General features: G+C 64.0%; 22 protein-coding genes and 2 tRNA genes. 16 read left to right on the plus strand and 8 right to left on the minus strand.

Going from position 1 to position 25640, the window contains the following annotated elements; all coding sequences use genetic code 11:
* Positions 1-12: 12 nt before the first annotated feature.
* The 3 genes from R2C4_RS19830 to R2C4_RS19840 form a co-directional block, all read right to left on the minus strand.
* Positions 13-2970, minus strand: a complete 2958-nt coding sequence (locus R2C4_RS19830; protein ID WP_141891937.1) for an ATP-binding protein — start codon at positions 2968-2970, stop codon at positions 13-15.
* A gap of 274 nt (positions 2971-3244) precedes the next feature.
* Positions 3245-5593 (minus strand): methyl-accepting chemotaxis protein, encoded by a 2349-nt coding sequence (locus tag R2C4_RS19835; RefSeq protein WP_167510278.1) that lies wholly within the window; start codon positions 5591-5593, stop codon positions 3245-3247.
* 475 nt (positions 5594-6068) lie between these two features.
* Positions 6069-6143 (minus strand) — tRNA-Thr (locus R2C4_RS19840).
* An 85-nt stretch (positions 6144-6228) separates the two neighbouring features.
* Between R2C4_RS19840 and R2C4_RS21280 the strand changes: the two genes are divergently transcribed.
* From R2C4_RS21280 to hisD, 4 genes are all read left to right on the plus strand, one after another.
* On the plus strand, positions 6229-6384 hold the full coding sequence (locus R2C4_RS21280; RefSeq protein WP_008556790.1) for a hypothetical protein: 156 nt from the start codon (positions 6229-6231) through the stop codon (positions 6382-6384).
* 6 nt (positions 6385-6390) lie between these two features.
* Complete coding sequence (gene murA / locus R2C4_RS19845) at positions 6391-7659, plus strand: UDP-N-acetylglucosamine 1-carboxyvinyltransferase (protein ID WP_141891939.1); 1269 nt, start codon at positions 6391-6393, stop codon at positions 7657-7659.
* Positions 7659-8135: a DUF2948 family protein gene (locus R2C4_RS19850; protein WP_141891940.1), complete on the plus strand. Its 477-nt coding sequence runs from the start codon at positions 7659-7661 to the stop codon at positions 8133-8135. Before murA ends, R2C4_RS19850 begins: the two co-directional genes overlap by 1 nt.
* Before the next feature lie 207 nt (positions 8136-8342).
* On the plus strand, positions 8343-9644 hold the full coding sequence (hisD, locus tag R2C4_RS19855; protein ID WP_141891941.1) for a histidinol dehydrogenase: 1302 nt from the start codon (positions 8343-8345) through the stop codon (positions 9642-9644).
* Between the two features lie 244 nt (positions 9645-9888).
* Here the strand turns inward: hisD and R2C4_RS19860 are convergent, their stop codons facing one another.
* Positions 9889-10647, minus strand: coding sequence for an SDR family oxidoreductase (locus R2C4_RS19860; RefSeq protein WP_141891942.1), 759 nt, complete (start codon positions 10645-10647; stop codon positions 9889-9891).
* Positions 10648-10806: 159 nt separating this feature from the next.
* Between R2C4_RS19860 and R2C4_RS19865 the strand changes: the two genes are divergently transcribed.
* The 10 genes from R2C4_RS19865 to R2C4_RS19910 all read left to right on the plus strand — a co-directional run bounded on the left by R2C4_RS19865 (position 10807) and on the right by R2C4_RS19910 (position 16206).
* Positions 10807-11286 (plus strand): UPF0262 family protein, encoded by a 480-nt coding sequence (locus R2C4_RS19865; protein WP_008555698.1) that lies wholly within the window; start codon positions 10807-10809, stop codon positions 11284-11286.
* 3 nt (positions 11287-11289) lie between these two features.
* Positions 11290-11748, plus strand: a complete 459-nt coding sequence (locus R2C4_RS19870) for an arsenate-mycothiol transferase ArsC (protein WP_058285479.1) — start codon at positions 11290-11292, stop codon at positions 11746-11748.
* Positions 11745-12143 (plus strand): ketosteroid isomerase-related protein, encoded by a 399-nt coding sequence (locus R2C4_RS19875; protein WP_141891943.1) that lies wholly within the window; start codon positions 11745-11747, stop codon positions 12141-12143. The genes R2C4_RS19870 and R2C4_RS19875 overlap by 4 nt, the downstream gene beginning before the upstream one ends.
* Positions 12140-12775 (plus strand): GNAT family N-acetyltransferase, encoded by a 636-nt coding sequence (locus R2C4_RS19880; protein WP_141891944.1) that lies wholly within the window; start codon positions 12140-12142, stop codon positions 12773-12775. The genes R2C4_RS19875 and R2C4_RS19880 overlap by 4 nt, the downstream gene beginning before the upstream one ends.
* A gap of 115 nt (positions 12776-12890) precedes the next feature.
* Complete coding sequence (locus tag R2C4_RS19885) at positions 12891-13769, plus strand: carbon-nitrogen hydrolase family protein (RefSeq protein WP_141891945.1); 879 nt, start codon at positions 12891-12893, stop codon at positions 13767-13769.
* Between the two features lie 83 nt (positions 13770-13852).
* Entirely contained in the window at positions 13853-14071 is a 219-nt protein-coding gene (gene infA / locus R2C4_RS19890) for a translation initiation factor IF-1 (RefSeq protein WP_005620785.1), read from the plus strand.
* Between the two features lie 178 nt (positions 14072-14249).
* Positions 14250-14831, plus strand: coding sequence for a Maf family protein (locus R2C4_RS19895; protein WP_141891946.1), 582 nt, complete (start codon positions 14250-14252; stop codon positions 14829-14831).
* The gene (locus R2C4_RS19900; RefSeq protein ID WP_141891947.1) at positions 14828-15850 is read left to right on the plus strand and encodes a ribonuclease E/G; all 1023 of its coding nucleotides are present in this window, start codon (positions 14828-14830) and stop codon (positions 15848-15850) included. The genes R2C4_RS19895 and R2C4_RS19900 overlap by 4 nt, the downstream gene beginning before the upstream one ends.
* Positions 15847-16050: a DNA gyrase inhibitor YacG gene (locus R2C4_RS19905; protein WP_141891948.1), complete on the plus strand. Its 204-nt coding sequence runs from the start codon at positions 15847-15849 to the stop codon at positions 16048-16050. The genes R2C4_RS19900 and R2C4_RS19905 overlap by 4 nt, the downstream gene beginning before the upstream one ends.
* 81 nt (positions 16051-16131) lie before the next feature.
* Positions 16132-16206: transfer RNA gene (locus R2C4_RS19910), tRNA-Phe, on the plus strand.
* Positions 16207-16648: 442 nt separating this feature from the next.
* Here the strand turns inward: R2C4_RS19910 and R2C4_RS19915 are convergent.
* From R2C4_RS19915 to R2C4_RS19925, 3 genes are all read right to left on the minus strand, one after another.
* Positions 16649-18613 (minus strand): ABC transporter permease, encoded by a 1965-nt coding sequence (locus R2C4_RS19915; RefSeq protein ID WP_141891949.1) that lies wholly within the window; start codon positions 18611-18613, stop codon positions 16649-16651.
* Positions 18610-19641: a quaternary amine ABC transporter ATP-binding protein gene (locus R2C4_RS19920; protein WP_058284512.1), complete on the minus strand. Its 1032-nt coding sequence runs from the start codon at positions 19639-19641 to the stop codon at positions 18610-18612. Before R2C4_RS19920 ends, R2C4_RS19915 begins: the two co-directional genes overlap by 4 nt.
* 70 nt (positions 19642-19711) lie before the next feature.
* Positions 19712-20659, minus strand: a complete 948-nt coding sequence (locus R2C4_RS19925; RefSeq protein ID WP_141891950.1) for an ABC transporter substrate-binding protein — start codon at positions 20657-20659, stop codon at positions 19712-19714.
* A 188-nt stretch (positions 20660-20847) separates the two neighbouring features.
* Here R2C4_RS19925 and R2C4_RS19930 point away from each other — a divergent pair, with 188 nt between their 5' ends.
* A complete protein-coding gene (locus R2C4_RS19930) occupies positions 20848-21540 on the plus strand; it encodes a response regulator (protein WP_141891951.1) in 693 nt (230 codons plus the stop codon).
* Here R2C4_RS19930 and R2C4_RS19935 read toward each other — a convergent pair.
* Positions 21521-24418 (minus strand): response regulator, encoded by a 2898-nt coding sequence (locus tag R2C4_RS19935; RefSeq protein ID WP_244940758.1) that lies wholly within the window; start codon positions 24416-24418, stop codon positions 21521-21523. The two genes, R2C4_RS19930 and R2C4_RS19935, sit on opposite strands and share 20 nt — an antisense overlap.
* Positions 24419-24540: 122 nt before the next feature.
* On the opposite strand from R2C4_RS19935, the gene torT reads away from it, so the two are divergent.
* Positions 24541-25590: a TMAO reductase system periplasmic protein TorT gene (gene torT / locus R2C4_RS19940; protein WP_141891953.1), complete on the plus strand. Its 1050-nt coding sequence runs from the start codon at positions 24541-24543 to the stop codon at positions 25588-25590.
* Positions 25591-25640: the final 50 nt, after the last annotated feature.

Here is a 25640-nt window from a genome sequence, read left to right on the forward strand (position 1 = left end):
CGGGCCGAGGCATCAGGCGCTGGCACGGGGCCGCCGCTGCGTGTCTTCTGCTTCCGCCAGAACGGCCGCAAGAGTATGCAGCAGCACCGTCTTTTTCACCGGTTTCGCCAGAAAATGGTCCATGCCGGCGTCCAGGCAGGCCTGCCGGTCGCTGGAGAAGGCATTTGCCGTCAGCGCCACGATGACTGGCTGGCGAATGGGAAGGCTGCGGATTTCCTGCGTGGCTGAAATGCCATCAAGCTCCGGCATCGACATGTCCATCAGGATGACGTCTGGCTCCAGCTCCCTGCACATCTCCACTGCCGCGCGGCCGTTCCCGGCCTCTTGCAGATCAACCGGCTGGCCGCGCAGAAACTTGCGGACCAGCAGCCGGTTGGTCTGATTGTCCTCGGCCAGCAGCACCCGGCAGGGGCCAAGCTGCGGCGCCGCGTCCGGCAGCGCCGGTGCTTCTGCATCCGGTGCCTGGCTGGCGGGGGACATCTGCAGTTCCAGCCGGAAGCAAGAGCCTTTGCCAGGTTGCGACTGCACCGAAATGCCGCCGCCCATCCGCTTGGCCAGCATGCTGGAAATCGTCAGGCCCAGACCGGTGCCGCCAAACGCCTTGGTGGTTGCGGCGTCAGCCTGGGTGAAGCGGTCAAAGATGTGGCTGGCCTGGGCTTCGGAAATTCCGATGCCGCTGTCCTCGACCTCGACCACAAGACGGCATCGGTCCGCGCCGGCGTGCGAAACCCGCACCGCGATTTTGCCGTCCGGGGTGAATTTCACCGCATTGCCGATCAGGTTGACCAGGATCTGGCGCAACCGCCCGTCGTCGCCGTGCAGCCGTTCAGGCAGGCCGTTCGCATAGCTCACCTGCATCGAAAGGCCCTTTTCAAGCGCCTTCGGGCGGAACAGGTCGGCAGCGCCGCCGATGCAGTCGCGCAGGTTGAAATCCTCCCGGCTGATGGCGAATTTCCCGGCCTCCAGCCGCGACAGGTCGAGGATGTCATTGATGATTTTCAGCAGCGCCTGCGCCGAACTGCGGATGGTTTCGACGTTCTGCTGGTCATCGGCTGTCAGGTCTGCCTCCGCCAGCAGATCGGCCATGCCGATGATCCCGTTCATCGGGGTGCGGATTTCGTGGCTCATGTTGGCCAGAAATTCCGACTTGGCGCGGTCGGCGTGTTCGGCGGCCAGCTTGGCCTCGGCCAGTTCACGCTCGCGCTGTTTGCTGCGGGTGATGTCGCGCTCGATACCGATGATCAGGTCGACCTCGCCATCGGCACCGGTCACCGGTACGATGTTGGTGTCAAACCAGACCTCCTCGCCGGCCTTGGTGTAGTTGAGCACTTCATTGTGGTAGCGGATGCCACGCTCCTTGTGGCGGTTCATTTCGCGCACCACGCTGAGGTCGGTGGCAGGCCCGTCCAGAAGGTCGGACGGGGTGCGGCCGATGGCTTCGTCGGCGCCGTAGCCGGTGGCGCGGGTAAAGGCGTCGTTCACCCAGAGGATCTTGCGGCTGCCATCGGTCAGGATGATGCTGTCAGAGGCATGTTTGGCGACCAGGGACAGACGGTGCAATTCCGCCTGCTGTTTCTGCAGCTCGGCATGGGCTTCCTCCAGCGCCCGCTTGCCTTCCTTCAGCTCGGTATTGCGTTCCGACAGCGCCTGGTTGGCGTGGATCAGCTCCTCGCGCAGGCGGACGTCTTCCGACACATTCCAGTTGACGCCGATCATCCAGCTGCGCCCCTGCGTGTCGGTGAACGGGCTGGCCAAAGCCCGGATGTGCTTGACGGAGCCGTCGTCCAGCAGGATCCGGAACTCGGAGGCAAAATTCGTTTTCGCACGCTCGGCAGCCTCCAGGGATTTGACCACCCGGTCCCGGTCCTGCGGGTGCAGCCTGGCAATCCAGGCGCTGCCCGCCAGCGGCCCCTGCTCGCGGGGGACGCCGTACAGTTCATGCATCCGGCTGTCCCAGCTGACACGCTTGTTGCCGGCATCGCATTCCCAAATGCCGACCCGGGAGGTCTTGACCGCGATCTCCAGCCGCCGCGAAACCGCTTCCAGCTCCGCCTCCCGGCGCCGCAGCTGCCCGATCACCGTTTGCCGCGCCGCCGACAGCCTGCCGGCCAGGAAGGTCGGGAAAACAATCAGGGTTCCGGCCGCCAGCAGCGCCAGCCGCAGCTGCCACAGGTTGCCCGGCTGGGCCTGCCAGCCGCCTGCGGGCCGGGCCGCCAGCTGCCAGGACCCGACCGGCAGATTGATGTCCATCATGACCGGTTCCCCAGCGGGGATCTCCTCGGTTCCAAGAAACTGCTGGCCGGCCGCGCCGGTGCCGTCCTTGCCGGTAAGGGCAATTTCCAGCGTCTGGGCGCCGCCTGTTACGCCGGTTTCCGCATAGAGCGTCTTGGTCTCGACAACGGCCGACAGAATGCCCCAGAACTCCTTCTTGTCTTCCGGCCCGGTGAAGATGGGCAGCCGGTAGATGAAACCGGTGCCGCCCTGCACCAGGTTGACCGGGCCGGCCAGCACCATTTCACCGCTGTCGCGGACCCGGTAGGCCGCTTCCCGCTGGGCTGCTGTTTTGGTGTAGTCCAGCCCGATGGCGGGCTCGTTGCCCTTGATCGGATAGATCAGCGAGACCACCAGCCCCGGGGCCGCGGCAATATGCCGGATCGCGGTCTGTCCCATCAGAACCTGTTCCGCAATCTGGCTGAACCGCGCCTGCGGCATGTCCGGTTCGGTGGCCAGCATGGCGGCAAGCCCGCGCAGCCGCTGATAGTCGCCGTTCAGCTGGCCCTCCAGGCTGGACTTCATCAGCCCGGCCTGCTGCTGAACCCTGGCGCGTTCGGACTGGTAGTGGATCGTGTCGTTTTGCCTTTCGGCGTAATACCCGGCAGCGCAAACAACCGCCAGGGCAAGCAGGGCGGGCAGGTAGGTCCGGTTGCCGAGCCTGCGCAGCCAGCCTGCGGAAATCTTGTTCAGGGCCATATAGCCACCTTTTGCATTTGCGCGAATCTCCTCTGACAGCCGCCAGGGCTCTGCACGTCAGGTGTCCGGTTCTGCTCCAAGATCTCCTTAAAGTCTGAAAAACAGGTTTTCACAACCGCAGCTATTTCAGCGGCGGTGCCGCGCCGGCCTGGGCGTCGGCCGCGGCCGGCGGGCGGCGGCGGGCAGGCCGTCACACGGGGCAGCAGGCAGCCTGGCCGCCCGGGCCCGGCCCCGTGCGCGGATCCGGGTCCGCAGCAAGGAGTCCGGCGCGGGGTCAGAAATCCTGCCATTTCATCAGGGCGGCAGACCCATCCGGGGCCGGGACGGCGGCCGGCCCCTCCGGCGCATCAGCCCAGCCCGTGCCGTGCGCCGATGGCAGTTCCGCTGCGGCCGGCTGCTTTGGCGCCGCCGTCGCCAGCCCGACATCGAACCGCGCCACCAGCCCGGCCAGCTTGGCCGCATCGCCGTTCAGCAGCTGGCCTGCCGCGGTCATCTGTTCCACCATCGCGGCATTCTGCTGGGTCACCTGATCCAGCTGCATCACGCCGGTGTTGATCTCGCCGATGCCGGTGGACTGTTCGGCGGCGCCTTCGGCAATGCCCGACACCAGGCCCGAGATATGGGTGACCTGCGAGACGATGCCGTCCAGCGCCGCGCCAGCCTTGCCGACCAGGTCCACGCCTTTGGCCACCTGTTCGCCGGAATTGGAAATCAGCGCCTTGATTTCCATTGCCGCATCCGAGGACCGCTGCGCCAGCGCCCGCACTTCGGAGGCGACAACCGCAAACCCGCGTCCGGCTTCACCCGCCCGTGCGGCCTCCACCCCTGCGTTCAGCGCCAGCAGGTTGGTCTGAAAAGCGATGTCGTCGATCACGGTGATGATCTGCGAAATGTGGGTTGAGGACTGCTCAATCTCAGTCATTGCGGATACCGCATTCTGAACCACCTGGCCGCTGGTTTCAGCCTCATCCCGGGCCCTGTTCATCGCGGCTTCAACCCCGCGGGCGCCATCGGCCGCCGCTTTGACGCTGGCGGTCATCTGGTCCAGTGCCGCCGCGGTCTGTTCAAGCGTGGCAGCCTGGCTTTCGGTACGCTGCGACAGGTCGTCTGACGCCTGGCTGATCTCATGCGTGCCGCTGCGGATGCTGGTGGTGGCCTCAACCACCTCGCGCACCGTCGCGTTCAGCGTGTTGACCGTCTGGTTGAAGTCGAGCCGCAGGCCCTTGTAGGCCTCGGGGAAGGGCTTATCAATCGTGCTGGAAAAGTCGCCGTTTGCCAGGTTTTTCAGGCCGTTGCGCAACTCGCTGACCACATGGCCCTGCTGGCGCTGCAGCTCTGCCCGTTCCTCTTCGGCGGTCTGGGCATTTTGCAGATCGGTTTTCAAACCTTCCAGAATGCCTGCGATATTGCCGAATTCGTCTCCGTTGCCCTTGCCCGCAACCGGATGATCGTAATCTTTGGCCGCAATATGCTCGACGCTGCCGGACAGGGCGGCAACCTTGCGGGCGATGCCGCGGGCCGCCGCCCACGACAGCAGCGCTACCGCCAGCGCCACCCCAACAGCCTGCAGCATGGCGGCATTGACCAGGCTTTTCTGCGCAGCCAATGCCTCGGCACTGTCGACTTCCAGCACGATCCCCCAAGTCCGGTCGTCCAGGCCGACGCGGCCGGCCATCGCCTCAACCGGCTGGCCGGACAGCCCCGGCGTGCCGGAAAACGTGCTTTCCCGGCCGCCGATCGCGGCGCCGATCTGCTGCAGCTGAGGCAGCTGCGACAGGATCTGATGGCCGCCAGGGCGGCTGGATGCAGTCAAGGCAACGCCATCACCGCGCACCAGATAGGCCTGGCCGGTGTCCCCCAGCAGCGCGGAATGTGACAGAATCCCCGCGATTTCGTTCACAGGCACCCTCAGGACCAGGGCCCCCATGATCGCGCCCTTTTTGAAGACCGGCGAGGACAGGAACATGGCGGCAGCACCGCCGCCTGCCTCATAAGCGGCCATTTCCGACAGGAACACATCGCCCTGTTCCAGCTCCAGCGCCGTTTGGAAGGCTTGGCCCAGACCGCTGTCCTTGTAAGGCCCATCCAGGTAATTCAGTGCAAAATCGGCATTCTTTTGAACCGAATAGACCATGTTGCCCTGAACATCCAAAAGATAGGCGTCAAGAAACCCCTGTTCCTCCAAGAACGTGACAAAACCGGTATGGTTCATCTTGTGGCGGATCGACCAGGCCGATTTGTCCTTGGCGTCCAGCAGTCTATAACGCTCCCCGGCGGGGTTGGGGTTGCCGTCGGCATATGCAGCGCGCAGGTAACCTCCGGGATTCTCGCCCAGAGAGTAGAAGCCGTTGGAGAAATCCCGCAGCGCCGTTTCCACCGCCTTGCTGGCAACCAGCGTCCGGGTCTGTGAGCGCAGGTCCGCCACCCAGGATTCCAGGGCTTCCTTGCGTTCCTCCAGCAGCGTTGCAAAGGCGGCTTCGCGGTTGGCCTTCAGCGCTTGCCCGGCTTCCCAGGCAAAGAAAAAGCCCGAAGCGAGCGTCAGCAGGATTGTCGGCGCGGCGATGGACAGCGGCAGCTTGCGGCCCAGCCGCATATTGCCCCAGAATTTGGACAGTCGGGTCATCAGTGTGCAGCTCCCATCAGCATTTCGGTCTGCCCGGCAGCCAGAGTGCAGCGGCGGGCTGTGCCAGCCGGGTGGCGGTTGATGTGAGAAACACTCAGAGGGATTCGTTTCCGCAGCGTTAATTCGGGTGCCGGAGCCCCTGATTTGCGGCATCTCTCCGCGGCGGGGGCCGCAAAAAGGCCGTTTCAGTTTTATTTGCGGACTCCGCCGATGCGGCGATTCGCTCAGGCTCAGCCGAATTCCGCCGCCTTCCTGCGCCCGCAGCTGCGAATCTGCCGGGCCGGGTGCAGCTGTGCCGCCGCCAGCCCGGTTCCGGCTGAAAACCGCCCGGCAGGCTGCCAACGGCGCACGCGGCGCGAAATTTCTTTATTTTCAGGATATCAAGCCTGCAGGCGATGGCCGTTTGCATGCGAAAGCGGCATCAAAAGCACTCGGCCCATGTCCAAGCCTTTGAAAACACTGATATTTTGGAAGATGGTGCTGCTGGAGAGAATTGAACTCTCGACCTCTCCCTTACCAAGGGAGTGCTCTACCTCTGAGCTACAGCAGCGCCGGTGAGGGGGCTTTTAGGCATAAACGCGGGGGGGTGCAAGAGCATTCTGGACGGTTTTTTCGCACTAAGTTACAGAAGTTCTATGGCAGAGAAGAAAACACCGAAAAACGACGGATCTGCGGCCTCCCGAGAAGACCGGCTGAAGGCCGCGCTCAAGGCCAACATGGCCCGGCGCAAGGCCCAGGCCAAGGCGCGGGCTGATAAGCAGGACCAGGACACAGGTAAGAGCGGAGAGTAAGAGCAGATGGATTCGATTCTGGTAACGGGCAATGGCCCGCTGAACGGGCAGATCCCGATCGCGGGCGCCAAAAATGCCTGCCTGACCCTCATGCCGGCGACGCTGCTCAGCGACGAGCCGCTGACGCTTACCAATGCGCCGCGGCTCAGCGACATCAAGACGATGACCCTGCTGCTGCAGTCCCTGGGGGCCGAAGTGTCCAGCCTGCAGGACGGCCAGGTGCTGGCGATGTCGAGCCATGACCTGACAAGCCATGTCGCCGATTATGAAATCGTGCGGAAAATGCGGGCTTCCAACCTGGTGCTGGGCCCGATGCTGGCCCGTCTGGGCCAGGCCGTGGTGTCGCTGCCGGGCGGCTGCGCCATCGGCGCGCGGCCGATGGATCTGCACATCCACGGACTTGAGGCGCTAGGCGCTGAGATCGAGCTGAAAGACGGCTATCTGCACGCCAAGGCGCCGGGCGGCCTCAAGGGCGCGGTGGTCGAGCTGAGTTTTGCCTCGGTCGGCGCCACCGAAAACATCATGATGGCGGCCACGCTTGCCAAGGGCACCACAGTCATCAAGAACGCGGCACGCGAGCCTGAGATCGTCGACCTGGCGGACTGCCTGCGCAAAATGGGCGCACAGATCGAGGGCGACGGCAGCCCGGACATCACCATTCAGGGCGTTGACCGGCTGCATGGCGCAACTCACCAGGTGGTCACCGACCGGATCGAGCTTGGCACCTATATGCTGGCCCCCGCGATTTGCGGCGGCGAGGTCGAACTGCTGGGCGGCCGCCGCAGCCTGCTGGAAAGCTTCTGCGACAAACTGGAGATGGCCGGCATCGAGATCACCGAAAATGAAAACAGCCTGACCGTCAGCCGCAAGAACGGCCGGGTCCGGGCGGTGGACGTGGTGACCGAACCTTTCCCCGGTTTCCCGACCGACCTGCAGGCGCAGATGATGGCGCTGATGTGCACCGCCGAAGGCACCTCGGTGCTGGAAGAGAAGATCTTTGAAAACCGCTTTATGCACGCCCCGGAACTGGTGCGTATGGGGGCGCAGATCGAGGTGCATGGCGGCCATGCCACGGTAACCGGCGTCGAGAAACTGAAAGGCGCGCCCGTTATGGCCACCGACCTGCGGGCTTCGGTCTCGCTGATTCTGGCTGGCATGGCCGCAGAAGGCGAAACCAAGGTGAGCCGTGTCTACCACCTGGACCGCGGCTATGAGCATGTGGTGCGCAAGCTGTCCGGCGTCGGCGCCAAAATCGAACGGATCAAGGAGCAGTGATGGCGGATGCAAGTTTCGAGGACGGCCGCGAGGTTCCGCTGAATCTGGGCGCCCTGGAGGAAGAGGACCTCAAGGTCATCTCCTCGCTGATCCAGGATGCTGTTTTCCCGGCAACCGAAATGAGCTGGCGCGCCTCGCAGCGCCGCTTTGCCCTGCTGCTGAACCGCTTCCGCTGGGAGGACCGGGATGCCGCCGAACGCCGCGGCCGCGCCTATGAACGGGTGCAGTCGCTGCTGGTGGTGGACAATGTGCTGCGGGTGGCCTCGCAAGGGGTCGACCGCAAGGACAAGGATCTGGTGCTGTCCCTTCTTGCCGTCAGTTTCGAACCCGGCGAGGACGGCACCGGGCATGTGCTGCTCACACTGGCGGGCGACGGGGCGATCCGGTTGTCGGTCGAGGCGCTGGAAGTCTCCCTGCGCGACGTGACCCGGCCCTACCGTGCCCCCTCGGGGAAGGCACCGGATCACAAATCCTGAACAGCGCAAAACAAGCCCGGCCTCTTCCGGGCCTTTGCAGTAAGGCAGCGCAACCGGACTGGCGGTCCGGGGGCATTGGCCACCGGTCCAAAAGGGGGCGGCGCCCCGCGATTGCGTCCATTTGCGCCGCGCGCGCCCATGCTTCTTGAGCCCATAGATCTTGAGACTGCCCGGTCATGCAGCTATGCGAGGGCAAAGGAGATCCCGATGCCGCAGTTTCTGAACACCCGTGACACCGATTTCGAAGCATCCTTCACGGCGCTGCTGGGCGCCAAGCGCGAGGACAGCCCGGATGTGGACGCCATCGTGGCCGGGATCATCGCGGACGTGCGCGCCCGCGGCGATACGGCGCTGGTGGAGCTGACGGCCAAATTCGACCGGCTGGACCTGGCGCCCGCGCAGCTGCGCATCACCGAAGCGGACGTTGATGCGGCCATTGCCGAAGTCTCCCCCGAAGAACGCGCCGCACTGGAGCTGGCGGCAGACCGCATCCGCGCCTATCACGCGCGCCAGATGCCGCAGGATGCGCAGTGGACGGATGAGGCCGGCGCAACGCTGGGCTGGCGCTGGTCGGCAGTGTCGGCTGCGGGGCTTTACGTGCCGGGCGGGCTTGCGTCCTACCCGTCATCGGTGCTGATGAACGCCATCCCGGCCAAGGTGGCCGGTGTCGGACGGCTGGCGGTCACGGTGCCAACGCCGGACGGTCAGATCAACCCGCTGGTGCTGCTGGCGGCACGGATTGCCGGAGTCGATGAAATCTACCGCGTTGGCGGTGCGCAGGCCGTCGCGGCGCTGGCCTATGGCACCGAAACCATCGCACCGGTGGACAAGATCACCGGCCCCGGCAACGCCTTTGTCGCGGCGGCCAAGCGGCGGGTGTTCGGCAAGGTCGGCATCGACATGATTGCAGGCCCCTCGGAGATCCTGGTGATCGCGGACAAGGACAACAACCCGGACTGGATCGCGCTGGACCTGATGAGCCAGGCCGAACACGACGAAAGTGCACAGTCGATCCTGATCACCGACGACGAAGGCTTTGGCCGCGCGGTGGCGGAGGCGGTGGAGAAACGCCTGGAGACGCTGGAGCGCCGCGCCATTGCCGGCGCCTCCTGGCGCGATTTCGGGGCGGTGATCACCGTGCAGGATCTGGGTGAGGCGGCGGCGCTGTCCAACCGCATCGCGCCGGAGCACCTGGAGCTTTGCGTTGCCGACCCGGTTGCGCTCAGCGAACAGACGGTTCACGCGGGCGCCATCTTCCTTGGCCAGTACACGCCCGAAGCCATTGGCGACTATGTGGGTGGCCCGAACCACGTGCTGCCGACCGCGCGCTCGGCGCGGTTCTCCTCCGGCCTGTCGGTTCTGGATTTCCTCAAGCGCACCACGCTCAGCCAGATGACACCGGATGCGCTGCGCGCCATTGGCCCGGCGGCCGAAGTGCTGGCGCAAAGCGAAAGCCTGGAGGCGCACGGTCTGTCGGTCACCGCACGTCTGGATGCGCTGAACGGGTAAGGGCCGGAGGGGCGCTGCCCCTCTGCGCGTGCCGCGCATTCACCCCGGGATATTTCCGGCCAGATGAAAAGGGATCCGCGCCCCGGGCCTGTCGGGGCGCTTCACCTGGCGCGGTCATCGGCGTCCCCGCCTGTACCGCGGGACGAGGGTGGCCAAGTTTGGTTAATGATCCGTTGCTTCATCTGGCCCCAAATATCCCCGCCGGAGGCCGCAAGTCATTTTTCCCGGAGAAATGACGCAGCACTCAGTAGTGCGCGGTATAGCCGCCATCCACCGCCAGCACCTGTCCGGTGATGTAAGACGCGGCAGGGGAGGCGAGGAACAGAACGGCGGGCGCCAGCTCCTCAGGCACGCCCCAGCGGCCGAGTGACGTGGCGGCCTTGAGCTTGTCCGCAATCGCCGGATCCGCCGCCGCGGCCATGTTCGGCGCGGTCTTGAAGAACCCCGGGGCGATTGCATTCACGGTGATGCCCATCGGCCCCAGCTCTGCCGCCAGCGCCCTGGTCATACCGTTGATACCGGCCTTGGCGGTGGTGTAGGCGGCGTCGCGCGCCTGCGCGATCAGGCCCGCGATCGAAGAGATATTGATGATGCGGCCATATCCCTTGGGGGCCATCTGCGCCGCTGCCAGCTGGCTCAGGCGGAAGGGCGAGACCAGATCGACCTCCCACAGCGCCTGCAGATCGGCGCGGGAGAACTCCGGCAGGCTGCGGCGGTCGCGCTGGCCGACGTTATTGACCAGGATATCGAGCCCGCCTGCCGCCGCGATGTCTTCCATCGCCGCAACGCAAGCCTCTTCATTTGCCACATCCAGAACCAGCGGGCGGGCGGTGCCGGGCATCCGGGCCGCGGCCGCTGCCACCCGCTCCTCTCTGCGGCCGTTGATCCAGACCTCGGCGCCTGCCCTGGCGAGCAGCCGGGCGGCGGCAAAGCCCAGCCCATCGGTCGATCCGGTCACCAGCGCGCGCTGGCCTGCGAGGGAAAACTGTTCAAACGCTGTCATGGTCCTGTCTCCTGCACGGGGCAGGCTGGGCAGGCGGACGCTGTCTGTCAAGCGCTGCCGCATACCACCCTTGCTGTGACGCCTGCTGCTGCATTGCCCAAGGCGCGCCGGTGCGATACTCATGGCCGGACGCCTTAGCGCATATAGAGACAAAGACCCATGAGCCGCATCAGCCACATCGAACTGGACGACCGCAACCTGCCGCCTCCGACCCCTGAGATCGAGCAGGAGCGCAAGGTGGCGATCTATGACCTGATCGAAGAAAACAGCTTTACCCTGCCGTCCCGCGAGGACCGCGATCTGCCTGAAGGCCCGTACCATCTGGGCCTGGCAATCCGCGACAAGCGGCTGGTGTTCGACATCAATACCGAAGCAGGTGAGAAGGCTGCGGAATTCCACCTGTCGCTGTCGCCCTTCCGGCAGGTGGTGAAAGACTACTACCAGATCTGCGAGAGCTATTTCACCGCGGTGAAGACCATGCCGCCAAGCCAGATCGAGACCATCGACATGGCCCGGCGCGGCATCCACAACGAAGGCAGCCGGGTGCTGCAGGAGCGGCTGGAGGGCAAGGCCGAGGTCGACACGGATACCGCCCGCCGCCTATTCACCCTGATCTGCGTTCTGCATTTCGGAGGCTGACGGGTGAAGGAGCTGCCGCAGTCCGTTCTGTTCTGTTGCGACCACAATTCGGTCCGCTCTCCGATGGCGGAGGGCATCATGAAGAAATTCTATGGCACCGGCACTTATGTGCAGTCGGCCGGCGTCAAGAACGACATGGAAATCGACGGCTTCTCCATCGCGGTCTGCCAGGAAATAGATGTCGAGCTGTCGCGCCACCGCTCGCGCTCCTTTGACGAGATGGAGCGCTGGGGCGATGATCTGTCGTCGTTTGACCTGGTGGTGGCGCTGTCGCCCGCCAGCCAGCGCCGGGCGCTGGAACTGACCCGTTTTTTTCACCTCGATGTCGAATATTGGCCGATTATGGACCCAACCGGGCTCGGCGAGACCCGCGAAGCCAAGCTAGATATCTACCGTCAAACACGGGATCAAATCATCCAGCATCTGAAAAACCGCTGGGGCGAACCGACGGAGAGAACATGACCGACACCATCGCGCGCTATTTCGAAGCCTTCAATGCAGGCGACACCGGTGCCATGCTGGACTGCCTGGACGACCAGATTGCCCACCATGTGAACGAAGGGCAGATCCGCGCGGGCAAAGAGAAATTCGCGGAATTCTGCGCCCATATGAGCCGCTGCTACAAGGAAGAACTGACCGATTTGGTGATCTTTTCCAGCGACGACGGCACCCGCGCGGCGGCGGAATTCATCGTCAACGGCACCTATCTGGTGACCGACGAAGGCCTGCCGGAAGCCAAGGGCCAGACCTACCGCCTGCCGGGCGGGTCGTTCTTTGAGCTGAAGGACGGCAAGATTTCCCGCGTCACCACCTATTACAACCTGGCGGACTGGATCGCCCAGGTCTCCGCCGGATGACACTCCGGGTCGAAGCGATGACCGGCGCGGCGCTGGAGGCCGCGCTGGACGACGTGGCGGGCCTGCGGATCAAGGTGTTCCGGGCCTGGCCGTATCTCTATGACGGCGATCTGGCCTATGAGCGCGCATATCTGCAAAGCTACCGCGACAGTGACCGCGCCGTTGTGGTCGGCGCTTTCGACGGCGATGCGCTGGTCGGCGCCTCCACCGGCGCGCCGCTGGCTGATCACGCGGATGATTTCGCGGCAGCCTTTGAGGGCACTGGCATTGAGCTGGAGGACGTCTTCTACTGCGCCGAATCTGTGCTGCTGCCGGAGTACCGCGGGCAGGGTGCCGGCCACGGTTTCTTTGACGCGCGAGAGGCGCACGCGCGCAAGCACGGTTTCCGCAAATGCGCGTTTTGCGGCGTGCAGCGTCCGGCGGACCATCCGCTGCGCCCGGCGGATTACGCGCCGCTGGACCCGTTTTGGCGCAAGCGCGGCTACCAGCCCCTGGCTGGCGCCATCGCGCATTTCTCATGGAAGGACGTCGATCAGGCGGAAGAAACGAAGAAGCCGCTGCAATTCTGGATCCGGGATTTGCAGCACTGCCGGCCCGGTTTGGCCGGAGAGCCTTCTGCCGGTCCGCTGTAAGAGGGGTGCACAGGGGGTGCACAGGGAGTGTACGGAAGGCACCCCCCGTTTTCGAAGACCCTCAAAAGCAGCCGGGCCTATCTGCACAGCAGGAATTGCACAAAGGGAAGACAGGATGAAAATCGCCACTGCCGCTTACCCGCTCGACTGGCTCGACAGTTGGGCGCAGTACGAAGACAAGCTGGCCGCCTGGGTGGCAGAGGCCGCCGGGAACGGCGCCGAACTGCTGGTGTTCCCGGAATACGGCGCAATGGAGCTTTCGACGCTGGACGGGGCTGCGGTTGCAGGCGATCTGGCGCAGTCGATCAATTCGGTCTCGGAAAAGATGGAGGATGCGGCGGCGCTGCACCTGAGGCTGGCCGCTGAGTACGGGGTGCACATCCTGGGCGCATCTGCGCCCGTGAACAGCGGGCTGGACCAGCCGGTGAACCGGGCGGAATTCTACACGCCCGGCGGCAGCCGCGATCACCAGGACAAGCAGATCATGACCCGGTTCGAGCGCGCGCCGTGGGGCATCGCTGGGGGCGGCCCGCTCAAGATCTTCGAGACCAGTTTGGGCAGAATCGGTGTGCTGATCTGCTATGACAGCGAGTTCCCGCTGCTGGGCCGCGCCCTGGCGGAGGCGGATGTGATTCTCGTCCCTTCCTGCACCGAGGCGCTGGCCGGATACTGGCGGGTGCGCATCGGCGCGATGGCGCGGGCGCTGGAAAACCAGTGCGTGACCGCAATGGCCTCCGTCGTGGGCAACAACCCGTGGTCCGAGGCGGTGGATACGAATACCGGAATGGGCGGCATTTTCGGCCCGCCGGACAAAGGGTTCCCCGGAACCGGGGTGCTCGCCGAGGGCGTGCTCAATCAGCCGGGCTGGACCTACGGCGAGGCTGATCTGGACACAATTGCCCATGTGCGGGCCGATGGCGGGGTGCTGAACCGGCTGCATTGGGAGGAGCAGATGCCGCGGGTGAAATCAGTCACAAAAGCCGTGTTATCCTGATTGAGGCCTTGAAATATTGGGAAAATGCCCCCATTTAAGCGCACGTCCCGCAGTTTGCGGGTTAACCCAATGATGGAGACAACATGGCCAAGGAAGATACGCTCGAATTTCCCGGTGTCGTGAAGGAACTCCTGCCTAACGCGACGTTTCGGGTCGAGCTGGAAAACGGCCATGAAATCATCGCGCATACGGCAGGCAAGATGCGCAAGAACCGCATCCGTGTTCTGGCCGGCGACCGGGTCCAGGTGGAAATGACACCCTATGACCTCACCAAGGGCCGGATCAACTACCGCTTCAAGTAAGTCGTTGATCTGCCAAGACAATCAAAGCCCGGCATCGCGCCGGGCTTTTGTTTTTGAAGCGGCTATGCAGCCGCGGCCTCCGGCGGGGATATTTTAGGCAACAGGAAGCGGGCCAGTGCGCTTTTCCGCGGCCGGAAATCACCGTATGACAGGCGCGAACAGTCAAGAGGGCCAATGCATGGCATTCATTCTGGGATCGGGCAGTCCGCGGCGGCTGCAGCTTCTGGCGCAGTTAGGCGTGCATCCTGACGCTGTGCGCCCGCCGGAAATCGACGAGACGCCGCTGAAAGGCGAGCTGCCGCGCGACTATTGCGCCCGGGTGACGCGGGAAAAAACGCAGGCTGTCCCCGCGGGGACGGACGATATTGTCCTGTGTGCCGACACCACCGTCGCCCTGGGCCGCCGCATCCTTGGCAAGCCGCGCGATGCAGGAGAAGCGGCCGCGTTCCTTATCGCCTTGTCGGGCCGCCGCCACCGGGTCATCACTGCCGTCGCCGTGCGCCGCGGGGACCGGATCTGGGAAAAAGACGTGGTGAGCCAGGTGAAAATGAAAAACCTGTCTGACGAGGAGCTGAATGCCTACCTCGCCACAGGCGATTGGGAAGGCAAGGCCGGCGCCTATGCCATCCAGGGGCCCGCCGGGGCCTTCATTCCGTGGATCAGCGGCTCCTTCACCGGTATCGTCGGGCTGCCGCTGTCAGAAACTGCCAATCTTCTGCGCGCCGCCGGGCTGCCGCTGTATCAGGAGGCTGCCGCATGAAGGGCCGCACCGTTATTCTCGACCACATCCAGGACCGTGAAGCCGCCGCGCTGATGGTGGATGGCAAACTGGAAGATTTCCTGATCGAAAGCGATGCGCCTGCGCCCGGCACCATCTACCGCGCCCGCGCCGACCGGCCGGTTAAGGGGCAGGGCGGCATGTTCCTGACCACGCCCGACGGCCCGGCCTTCCTGCGCCAGGTCAAGGGGCTGGCGCCGGGCCAGATGATCCTGGTGCAGGTCTCCGGCTATGCCGAGCCGGGCAAGGCGATCCCGGTCACCCAGAAGCTGCTGTTCAAGAGCCGCTATGCGATCGTGACGCCGGAGGCCCCGGGTCTGAACATCTCGCGCAGCATCCGCGACGAGGAAGAGCGCGACCGCCTGCTGGAAATCGCCCATGAGGAAATGGGGGACACGGGCTATGGCCTGATCCTGCGCTCTGCCTGCGCCGGGGCGGACCGCGAAGAGATCGCCGAGGATGTCGCGGCTATGGCAGCTATGGCGGCTCAGGTGATGCAGGATGAAGGAGCCGAAGCGGAAGTGCTGTCCGAAGGCGACACTCCGCATCTGCTGGCCTGGCGGGACTGGGTCGAGCCCGCGGATATCGAACGGGATCCGGGCGGATTTGAGCGCCAGGGCGTTCTGGATGCGCTGGACATTGCCCGGGGTATCCGCGAGCCGCTGCCCGGCGGCGGTTCCCTGTTTATCGAGCCCACCCGCGCCCTGGTCGCGGTGGATGTGAACACCGGGTCCGACACCTCGCTGGCGGCAGGTGTGAAGGCAAATATGGCGGCCGCCAAGGCCTTGCCGCGTGCCCTGCGCGTCAGGGGTCTGGGCGGCCAGATCGTGCTGGACCTGGCGCCGATGCCCAAAAAGGACCGCCGCGGGTTCGAGACCGCGCTGCGGGCCGCCTTCCGGGCCGATTCCGAGGAAACGGTTCTGGCCGGCTGGACCAGCCTTGGCCACTACGAACTGCAGCGCAAACGCGGTCGCATTGCCCTGAGTGAGGTGCTGAAATGAGCTGTCCGATTTGCGGCGGGGAATCGCAAAAGAGCTTTCGGCCGTTCTGCTCCAAACGCTGTGCCGATATCGACCTTGGGAAGTGGCTGACCGGCGCCTACTCGGTGCCCAGCCAGGATCCGGAAGACATTGAAAACGCTTTGGAAGAAGCAGAGCGCGCACTGGCACCCGAAGAAAAGACGCAGCAGACGCGTCATTAGCAATTTTCTTTGAAAAACCCTCTGGACACCGCCGCGCCCTCGGCATAGAAGGCCTCCACCCAAGGCGATCAGCCTTCCCGTGCCCGGGTAGCTCAGGGGTAGAGCAGTGGATTGAAAATCCTCGTGTCGGTGGTTCGATTCCGCCCCCGGGCACCATTACTACATAATATAACTGAAGAATTTCGCCCGTTGATGATCATCGGAGCCGACTCTAAAAGTTATACACTTCTCAAATGGGCTCGGTTTGGCCAAAGATTCCGAAAGTCGAGTTACAACGACCAAACACTTCCGCAAGGTGCTGTCGATCTGCAAGACACTGCACCGCCCCTACTACTAGATCCGCTTCCGAGACCCCTTGCTGGGAGATACGTCCACCGGTCGTCCAAGGAGGCAACACGGCCGGATGCTATTGAAGTGGCCCATGAGTTTGCCGTTATCGGAACCCAGGCAAAAATCTGCGGCCCCGGCGATTTAGTCGCCGGCACGCAGCGGCTATTTTGCCGAGGTCAGGCGGGCCATGGAGAAGCCTGGAAACAGCAGACAGCCTATGCGGGTAAACGGGGCGGGGCCTAAGCCGCTGGAATGGATGGTTGCAGTTTCACTCCAGCCCCAGCGCGTCTTTCCTGGACTTGGCCCAGGTGGTGACAAGGTGATCCACCATCAGCCCCATAAAGGCGACGGCGAGGCCCAGCATCAGGCCCTTGCCGACATCGGTGGAGGATAGCGCGCGCTGCATTTCCTGGCCCAGGTCCTGGGTGCCGATGAAGGCGGCGATGATAACCATAAACAGCGAGAACATGACCGACTGGTTGACCCCGACCATGATGGTTGGCAGGGCCATCGGCAGGCGGACTTTCCACAGGGTCTGCAGCCGGGTGGCGCCGGACATGCCGGCGGCCTCTATCAGGGTTTCCGGCACCTGCCGCAGCCCTTCGATGGTGTAGCGCACCAGCGGCACGGCGGCGAAGAGGACCACGGCGCCGATGACTGCCACATCGTTCACTCCGAACAGCATGACCACCGGGATCAGGTAGATGAAGCTGGGAAAGGTCTGCAGCGTGTCGCAGATCAGAAGGGCGATGTCCGCCCGTTTTTCGTGAAACGATCCCCAGATGCCGAGCGGAAAGCCCAGCACGGCGGCAATCGAGACAGCGACCACGACAGTGTAAACCGTGATCATCGCACGGTCCCACCAGCCGGACATGGCGATGAGGCCGAAGAAGGCAAGGCACACCAGCGCCGAGCGCAGGCCGCCAATGGCCCAGCCAACTGCGGCCAGCAGCGCCAGCACCGCGGCATAGGGCATCCACAGGAAGGCATCGCGGATCGGAATCAGCACCCAGGTGATCAGGAACCAGCGCAGCCATTGGGTGACCGGGTCGATCAGCACGATGAACCAGTCCGCCACAGCGTCAATCGGCTGGGAGATGGTGAAAGCATCACGGCGGCCGATCTGGTCCATCAGCGGGACGAACTGCGCCAGCACAAGGCAGGCGATCGACAGGCCGGTTCCCAGCAGCAGGAATTTGTTGCGGACAGCAAATGAGGTGCCCTTCTCGAAATGCTCGGGCTGTTTGGTGGCCCAGGCCTTGGTGCAGCGGTCGAGCATGACGGCCAGCAGCACGATGGTGATGCCGATCTCGACCGAGCGGCCGATTTTCAGTGCTTGCAGCAGCTGCAGCAGCTTTTGGCCCAGGCCCGGCATGCCGATGAAGCTGGCAAGAACCACCATTGCGAGGCACTGCATGATCACCTGGTTCACACCGACCAGGATTTCGGTTCGCGCCGTTGGAATCCGCACATGGCGCAAGAGCTGCCAGCGGGTCGAGCCGCACATGTGGCCGCTTTCGATCACCTCATGCGGGACCTTGCGCAGGCCCAGCAGGGACATGCGGATCATTGGCGGCACCGAGAAGATGATGGTGACGATGGCGCCTGCCTTGGGGCCGACGCCGATGAAGACCACAACCGGGATCATATAGGCGAAATGCGGCAGGCTTTGTGCGATATTGAGGACCGGGTTCAGGATCCGCTCAAAGGACTTGGAGCGCCAGGCGAGGATGCCCATGATCAGGCCGAACAGGATTGAGAAGGGGGCGGCGACGACAATTACGGACAGGGTCTCCATCGCCCATTTCCACTGCCCCATGACCGCGATCCAGACAAAGGTGCCGCCGGTGAGCAGCGACAGCCGCCAGCCTTGCAGGGCATAGCCGGTGACAAAGCCGATGCTGGCAATCACGGTCCAGGGAACGGGGCCGATGCGGGGCCAGCGGTTTTTGCCGTACAGCAGGTTGGCGGTCACATCGAGCAGCCATTCCACGCCATCCGCGAAGGCGCGGGTCAAATGGAGGAGGCCCAGATCATCCCGCAGGAAGGCGAAGATTGCGTTGATCCAGTCCGCGAAGGGCAGGATCAACCATTCTGGCGGCCGCACCAGCCCGGCGGGCAGGACGGAGTTTGCCACAGCCAGCAGGCAAGCCGCGGAAAATACCGCCCAGCCGGTTTTGGCGCGTGTCCAGGTGTGGGATTTGCCGGCAAGTATCATTGTCTGGTCGGTCATGACGCCTCTCCCAGAAGCACGTCTAGCGCCTCCTGGCGGTTCAGGGCGCCGATCAGGCTGCCTGAGGAGCTGGCAACAGGCAGGTAATCCCGGCTGTCAGTGACCAGCAGGCGGGCCAGTTCCGCGATGGTCTGTTTCTCGCCCACGGCGGAGCCGGTCAGGCGGTGGCCGTTCACCTCGCGCGCCAGCACACCGGCATGGACAACGCGGGACTTCTCGATTTCCTTTGTAAACTTGGCGACATAGTCGGTGGCCGGGTTCAGCACGATCTGGTCAGGAGTATCGCATTGCTCGACCACGCCGTCCTTCATGATGGCGATGCGGTCGGCGAGGCGCAGCGCCTCGTCGAAATCATGGGTGATGAAGACGATGGTCTTGCCCAGCATCTCTTGCAGCCGCAGGAATTCGTCCTGCATTTCGCGGCGGATCAGCGGGTCCAAGGCAGAGAAAGGCTCGTCGAGGAACCATATGTCAGGTTCAATTGCCAGGCTGCGGGCGATACCGACCCTCTGTTGCTGGCCGCCTGAGAGTTCCCGCGGGAAATAGTCTTCACGGCCCGAGAGGCCGACCAGTTCGATCACTTCCAAAGCACGGGCACGGCGTTCGTGGCGGTCCTGGCCGCGCATCTCCAGCGGAAAGGCGACGTTGTCCAGAACCGTGCGGTGGGGCAGCAGGCCAAAGCTTTGGAACACCATGCCCATCTTGTTGCGGCGCAGATGGATCAGTTCCTTTTCGGACATCCCGCCGATGTTCTGGCCCTCGACCCGGACTTCGCCGCCAGTAATGCCGATGAGCCGCGACAGGCAGCGCACGAAGGTCGATTTGCCGGAGCCGGACAGCCCCATGATCACCAGCATCTCGCCCTTGGCAATGTCCAGGGAGACGTCACGCACGGCGGCGATGTAGCCGGCCTGGCGGATTTCATCAAAGCTCGGGTTGCCGGTCAGCGACTTTAGATACTGTTCCGGATTTGCGCCAAAAAGCTTCCAGACGTTTTTGCAGGAAATGACGGGGGTGGCGGCGGTCATGGCTAAACTTTCATTGGCATGGGCACCGGGGCAGGGGACCGCCCCGGCTGGTTGGCGGGACGTGCAGAAATCAGGAACCGGTCCAGGGCTTCCAGAGGTCCTCATGGGCCTCCAGCCACTCGGCCGCCGCGTCCTCCGGTTCCATCTCGTCGATGTCGACCAGCTTGGCCATCTCGGCGATCTGCGGGTTTGTGAAGCTGATCTGGGTCAGCGTCTCATAGGCTGCGGGCCACTTGTCCTTCATGCCGTCCCAGGCGGCCTTCTTCAGATAGCCGTTCGCCGGGTTGCCGCAGTCGTAGGTGGCCTCGGGGTTCGGGCCGACGGACGGGTCCTTGTCACAGCCGTCTTCCCAGGCCGGAAACTCGACAAACTCGCCCGGCCAAACGGCCTCGGCAAAGTTCGGGGTCCAGTTGAAGATTACCACCGGCCGCTTGGTTTTCTCCGCCGCGGCCACTTCGGCCCAGAGCGCCGATGCCGAGCCCGCATTCACCACGGTGAAGTTCATGTCCAGCGCCTCAACCCGCTCTGCGTCATGCTTGAGCCAGTCGACGGGGCCGCCCAGAAAGCGTCCCTTGTCGCCGGTCTCGGGCGTGGCAAAGATGGCGGCGCAGCCGTTCAGCGCTTTCCAGTCCGGCAGGCCGGGGCAGGCCTCCTTGGTCCAGGCCGGATACCACCAGTCCTCGCGGGTGACGGCGTTGTGGTCGCCAGCGTCATGCAGGCCGCCCTTGGCCAGCGCCTCGTTGAAGGATTTGCCAAAGGCGCCTTCCCAGACCTCCAGCTCCAGCGTGACGTCGCCCAGGCGCACCGATTCATAAACCGCCTGGCTGTCGGTCGAGACATATTCGACATTGTTGCCCATCGATTCGAAGATCTGGCCGACAACGTGGCTCATCACGATCTGGCTGGACCAGTTGTGGACTGGGATTATGATCGGGTCCGGGGAGTCCTCTGCCATCGCCATCGGGGCCGCCATGGCAATGGTCGCTGCGCTGGCCAATAGATGCTGCCGGTATTTCATGTGTGTCTCCCTGTTGTCGCGGCCCGGGTCCTGATGGCCTGAGCCTTTTTTCGGTCTGAAAGCCTAGCTTTCGGGGAGGGAGGCTAGGGCGCGGATGTGAACAGGTCAGCCCGGCGGGATGAACAGGCTGGCGTGTTTTGTTAAAATTTGTTAACCGGTGGGAAAGTTCTGTGAAGGGCACCGCAGTCATGGCGCATATTCTGATCATCGAGGACGAGCCGGTCACGCGGGCCACCCTCGCCAGTTATCTGGATGCGCAGGGATATGCTGTTTCGCAGGCAGAAACCGCTGCAGAGGCGGAGAAAGTTCTTGAGGAGCAGGAGGTTGATCTGCTGCTGGTCGATATCAACCTGCCGGGCAAGGACGGGCTGCAGATCACACGCGAGCAGCGTGCCAAGTCCGAGATGGGGATCATTCTGGTAACCGGCCGCGATGATGAGATCGACCGGATTGTGGGACTGGAGCTTGGTGCGGATGATTACGTCTGCAAGCCGTTTAACCGGCGCGAATTGCTCGCGCGGCTCAAGAATCTGCTGCGGCGGACAGAGGATATCCGGCGTCTGTCCCGGCGGATCTACAAGTTCGGCAAGTTCCAATTCGATGTGGCGGCGCGGCATTTGCAGACCGCCGGGGGCGGCAGCATCCCGCTGACCCGGGCCGAGTTCGAAGTGCTGGATATGCTGGTCAGCCGGGCGGGCGAGGTCGCGTCGCGCGATGCCCTGATGAACCGGGTCACCCACCGGCAGTACGGCGGCAGCCCGCGCACGGTGGATGTTCTGATCCGGCGCCTGCGCGGCAAGCTGGAAGACGATCCGGCCAACCCGCGGCTGATCACGACCGTTCATGGCGAGGGCTATGTGTTCACGGCGCCTTTGGCCTGAGATCTTCGCAGCCGCGCAGGGCAGCTTCCAAGGCATCCAAGACTTGCGGCGCCAGCCGGTTCAATGCGTCCAGCTGATCCTTGGCTCCGGACAGGTCGCCGTTTCCGGCCCGTGTCTCAAGGTCTGACAGAAGGGCTTCCAGCGACAGCTGGCCGAAGGCGCCGGCCGCCCCCTTGGCGCGGTGCGCGTCTTTCGCCAGGGCTGCCAGATCACGGGCTTCCAGCGCAGAGCGCATGCGGGCCAGGCTTTGCGGCAGTTCGCGTTCAAACAGCCGCGCAATGCTCAGCGCTTGCGCCGCGCCGAGGTCCTGAGTGTTTTCCTCCATTTGCTGCCGTAGGCTGGCAAAGCGGTCCACCTGGTCAGGGTCTGCGTGCCGTGCGGACAGATAGACCGCTCCTTCATGGCCGCGCATGACACTGTCCAGCGCTTTTGCCAGGCGTTCGGGTGACACTGGCTTGGCGACAAAGCCGTTCATTCCGGCCTGCAGATGGGTTTCGATCTGTTCCTCCTGAACATGGGCCGAAATGCCGATAACCGGCAGCTTGGCGAGCCGCGGATCGGGCGAAGCCCGCAAGCGGCGGGTGGCCTCGGTTCCGCTGATGCCGGGCAGGTTCACATCCATCAGCACAAGGTCAAACGGGAGGCCGGGCAACAGATCCAGCGCCTCCTCGGCGCTGCCAGCGCATTGGCAGCTGTGGCCCATACGCTCCAGATAGCTCCGGGCGACCATCTGGTTGATTTCATTGTCCTCTACCACCAGAACAGACAAGGAGCGGTCAGCCCGTGCGGCAGCGGCAGGCGGTTCCTCCGGTGCCAGGTCAGCCGGGTTGCCGGGGGGCAGTTCCAGGGCGAGAGTGAAAACGGAGCCCACGCCCTTGGTGCTTTCCACCGACAGCCGGGCGCCGATGGCCTCGGCGAAATGCCTGCTGATCGCAAGCCCCAGACCGGTGCCGCCGAACTTGCGGGCCGTGTCAGTGTCTTCCTGTTCGAAGGCCTCGAACACCCTGCGCTTGGCCGCATCAGAGATGCCACGGCCGGTGTCGCTGACCTCAAAGGTCAGCCGGTGGTGCCCGCCGGTTTCCCCATTGGAACGGACACGCAGGATGACTTCGCCGTCATCGGTGAATTTCAGTGCGTTGGACAGGAGGTTGAACAGGATCTGGCGCAGCTTGGCAGCGTCACCTTGCACCACGCCGGGCAGATCCTCTGGCGCGTCGAGCCAGAGGTGGACGCCCTTGGCATTGGCGCCGGGCCGCAGCAGCACGACAATGTCAGTCACCAGTTCGGGCAAGGAAAAGCTCGTGATCTCTGGCTTCAGCGCACCGCTTTCGATCTTGGAGTAGTCCAGGATGTCGTTCAGGATTTTCAAAAGGTTCTGGCCAGAGGTCAGCGCCGCCCGCAGCCGTTCCATCTGGCGGGGCGGCAGGCCGTCGTCCGACAAACTGCGCAGCATCCCCAGCACACCATTCATCGGTGTGCGGATTTCGTGACTCATCATGGCGAGGAATTCAGACTTTGCCTGGTCAGCGGCTTCGGCCTTCCGGCGGGCCTCGTCATGGGCTTCGACCTCTTCCTGCAAACGCTCGGTCTGCTCATTCACCAGGGTTTGCAGGTTGTTGCGGTGTTCCCTGAGCTCCTGCTCGTTGCGGTCGCGCACCCGTTCCAGTTCCAGCTTTTCGATGGCTTGCTGGCGGAAGACCTCGACGGCACCTTCCATGCGGGCGATTTCATCCTGCCCGAGGGGCCGCACCGGATGGTCCAGCTGGCCGCGCATCAGCGCCGCCATGGTGCCGGCAAGCCTGTTGAGGCGGCGGGTGATGCTGCCGCGCACATAAAACCACAGCACCGCCAGCGACAGCACAAAGCCGGCGGCAGCGGCAAAGCCGTTGCGCAGCTGCGCCCGCCGCACCTCCAACGCGGCGGCGCTGCCCGAACGGATTGCCCGCGCCTGCGCCTGATCGGCGACGGCAGCGGCTTCGTCGCCAAGGCGCAGCGCAGTATTCTGCAGCTCCTGCTTGAGCGCAGTAATGCGGTGCTCGGTGGCGAGAATCCGGTCCCGCAGCACGAAAAGCCCTGTTTGACTGTCTGAAACACTTTGCAGCTGCGCGGCATGGCCTTCGGCCTGCTGGCGGCGGCCCGGGTCGCGAATGGCCTTGATCCGGCGCGAGACGATCCGCAGGCGGCTGGTCAGCGACGCCTCAATCTCACCCAGCTCGGTTTCGCTGCCAGCGTCTTCGATCCGGTTGATCAGCAGCCCGATTTCCGCAGTTTGCGACCGCAGCTCGAACATCAGGCCCAGCTGGAACAGGTCGACTTCGATCAGCTTGTCCAGGGTGTCGGTGCGGGCTTGCTCCTCTATCGGAGACGCGCCGGGCCCGTAGAGGCTGGAGATCACCGCTGTGGTGCCCATCTCTGCATTGGCGACCAGGGTATCGGCCATGCTGAGCAAGTCGTTCGCAGCCGTCAGGTTACGTTCTGCCAGCAGCTTGAACTCCTCGCGCAGCGAGATGCGGGACTCAACAAGGTTGTTCAACAGGGGCAGCACCCGGGCGGCATCATCGACTGTCGCCCGCAGCCGTCCCGAGCCCGGCCCCCCGGCCTGCGCCAGCGCGTCGAGCCGCCGGGTCAGGGCCTCCACCTGATCCGCCAGGAAGCGGGCGCGGTTCTCTCGTTCCGCCTGAGAGCTGACAGCGGCCAGCTCAGGTGCAATAGCGATGATGCGGGTGCTTTCTTCGGCCATGCCGCGCACCTCGGCAATGGCGGGAATGGTCTGGCTGATCACGTCTGCCTGGCGGTGTGCGAGCGTCCTCAGCTCGACCAGGCCCAGGATGCCCGCAAGGGTTGGCAGGCCCGCAATGACGATGAATGCGAGGCTCAATTTACCGCCGAGGCCGAGCTTTCCGAACATCCCCGGACTTTCGCGCGCATTCGCCTCCGGTGCAATTTTGAATTTCCCTTTTACCTCCCGCTGCCTATCGTCGTCGGCAGGAAGGGGGCTTTATGCACGCAGTCTGGTTGTTTGTCCTTGCGGTGTTTTGCACACCGGCGGCTGCGGAAACCTGGCGCCTGCAGGTGCCCCGGACGCCGTTCGATTATGACAGCGGCTACGATGGCGCGGACTACCGCCCGCTAGACAAGGCCTCTCATGCCTGGCGGCTGTGTGTCGCCTATCCGCACTTAAAGGATGCCTACTGGCTGAGCGTCAATTACGGGATGGTGGCCGAAGCGGACCGGCTGGGCGTCTCTTTCCAGCTGGTCGAGGCCGGCGGGTATCCCAACTTGCAGCGTCAGATCCGTCAGGCGGAGGACTGTGTGGCGGCCGGTGCGGATGCGCTGATCCTTGGCACGGTGTCCTTCGGCGGGCTCACCGGCGCGGTAAAGCGGATTTCGCAGACGGTTCCGGTAATTGCGGCGGTGAATGATATCGCCGATGCCGGGATCACCGCCAAGGTGGGGGTGTCCTGGACCGAGATGGGGGCCGTGGCAGGGCGGGTCATCGCTGCGCGCCACCCCAAGGGCACCGCGCCGGTGAAAGTGGCCTGGTTCCCGGGCCCGGAGCAAGCGGGCTGGGTGAAATTTGTAGAACAGGGCTTTCGCGCGGCGCTGGAGGACAGCTCTGCGGTGGTTGCTGTGACGAAATACGGCGACACCGGCCGGGAAATTCAGGTGCGTCTGGTTGAGGAGGCGCTGGATGAGGCCCGGGATCTCGATTACATCGCCGGTTCTGCACCGGCAGCCGAAGCAGCCGTCTCAGTCCTGCGCGCACGCGGGATGCAGGGCAGGGTGCAGGTGGTTTCGGATTACATGACCCATGCGGTCTATCGCGGGGTTATACGCGGCCGCATCATTGCAGCGCCGACAGATCTTCCAGTGCTGCAGGGGCGGTTGGCGATCGAAATGGCGGTGCGGGCCATCGAGGGAAAGCTGCATACCAAACATGCAGGCCCCAAGATCCAGATATTCGATCAGAACAGCCTCAGCTCCGGCGTCCTGGAGCAATCCCTGGCGCCGGCAAGTTTTGTGCCGGTGTTCGATTTTCAGCCGCACTAGTGACGTGCCCTTTGGCGGCCAAGCGGCTGGCTGGTCTGTTTTGTTGACCG

The sequence above is a fragment of the Leisingera aquaemixtae genome (assembly GCF_006740765.1).
In the GTDB taxonomy this organism is placed as follows: Bacteria; Pseudomonadota; Alphaproteobacteria; order Rhodobacterales; family Rhodobacteraceae; genus Leisingera; species Leisingera aquaemixtae.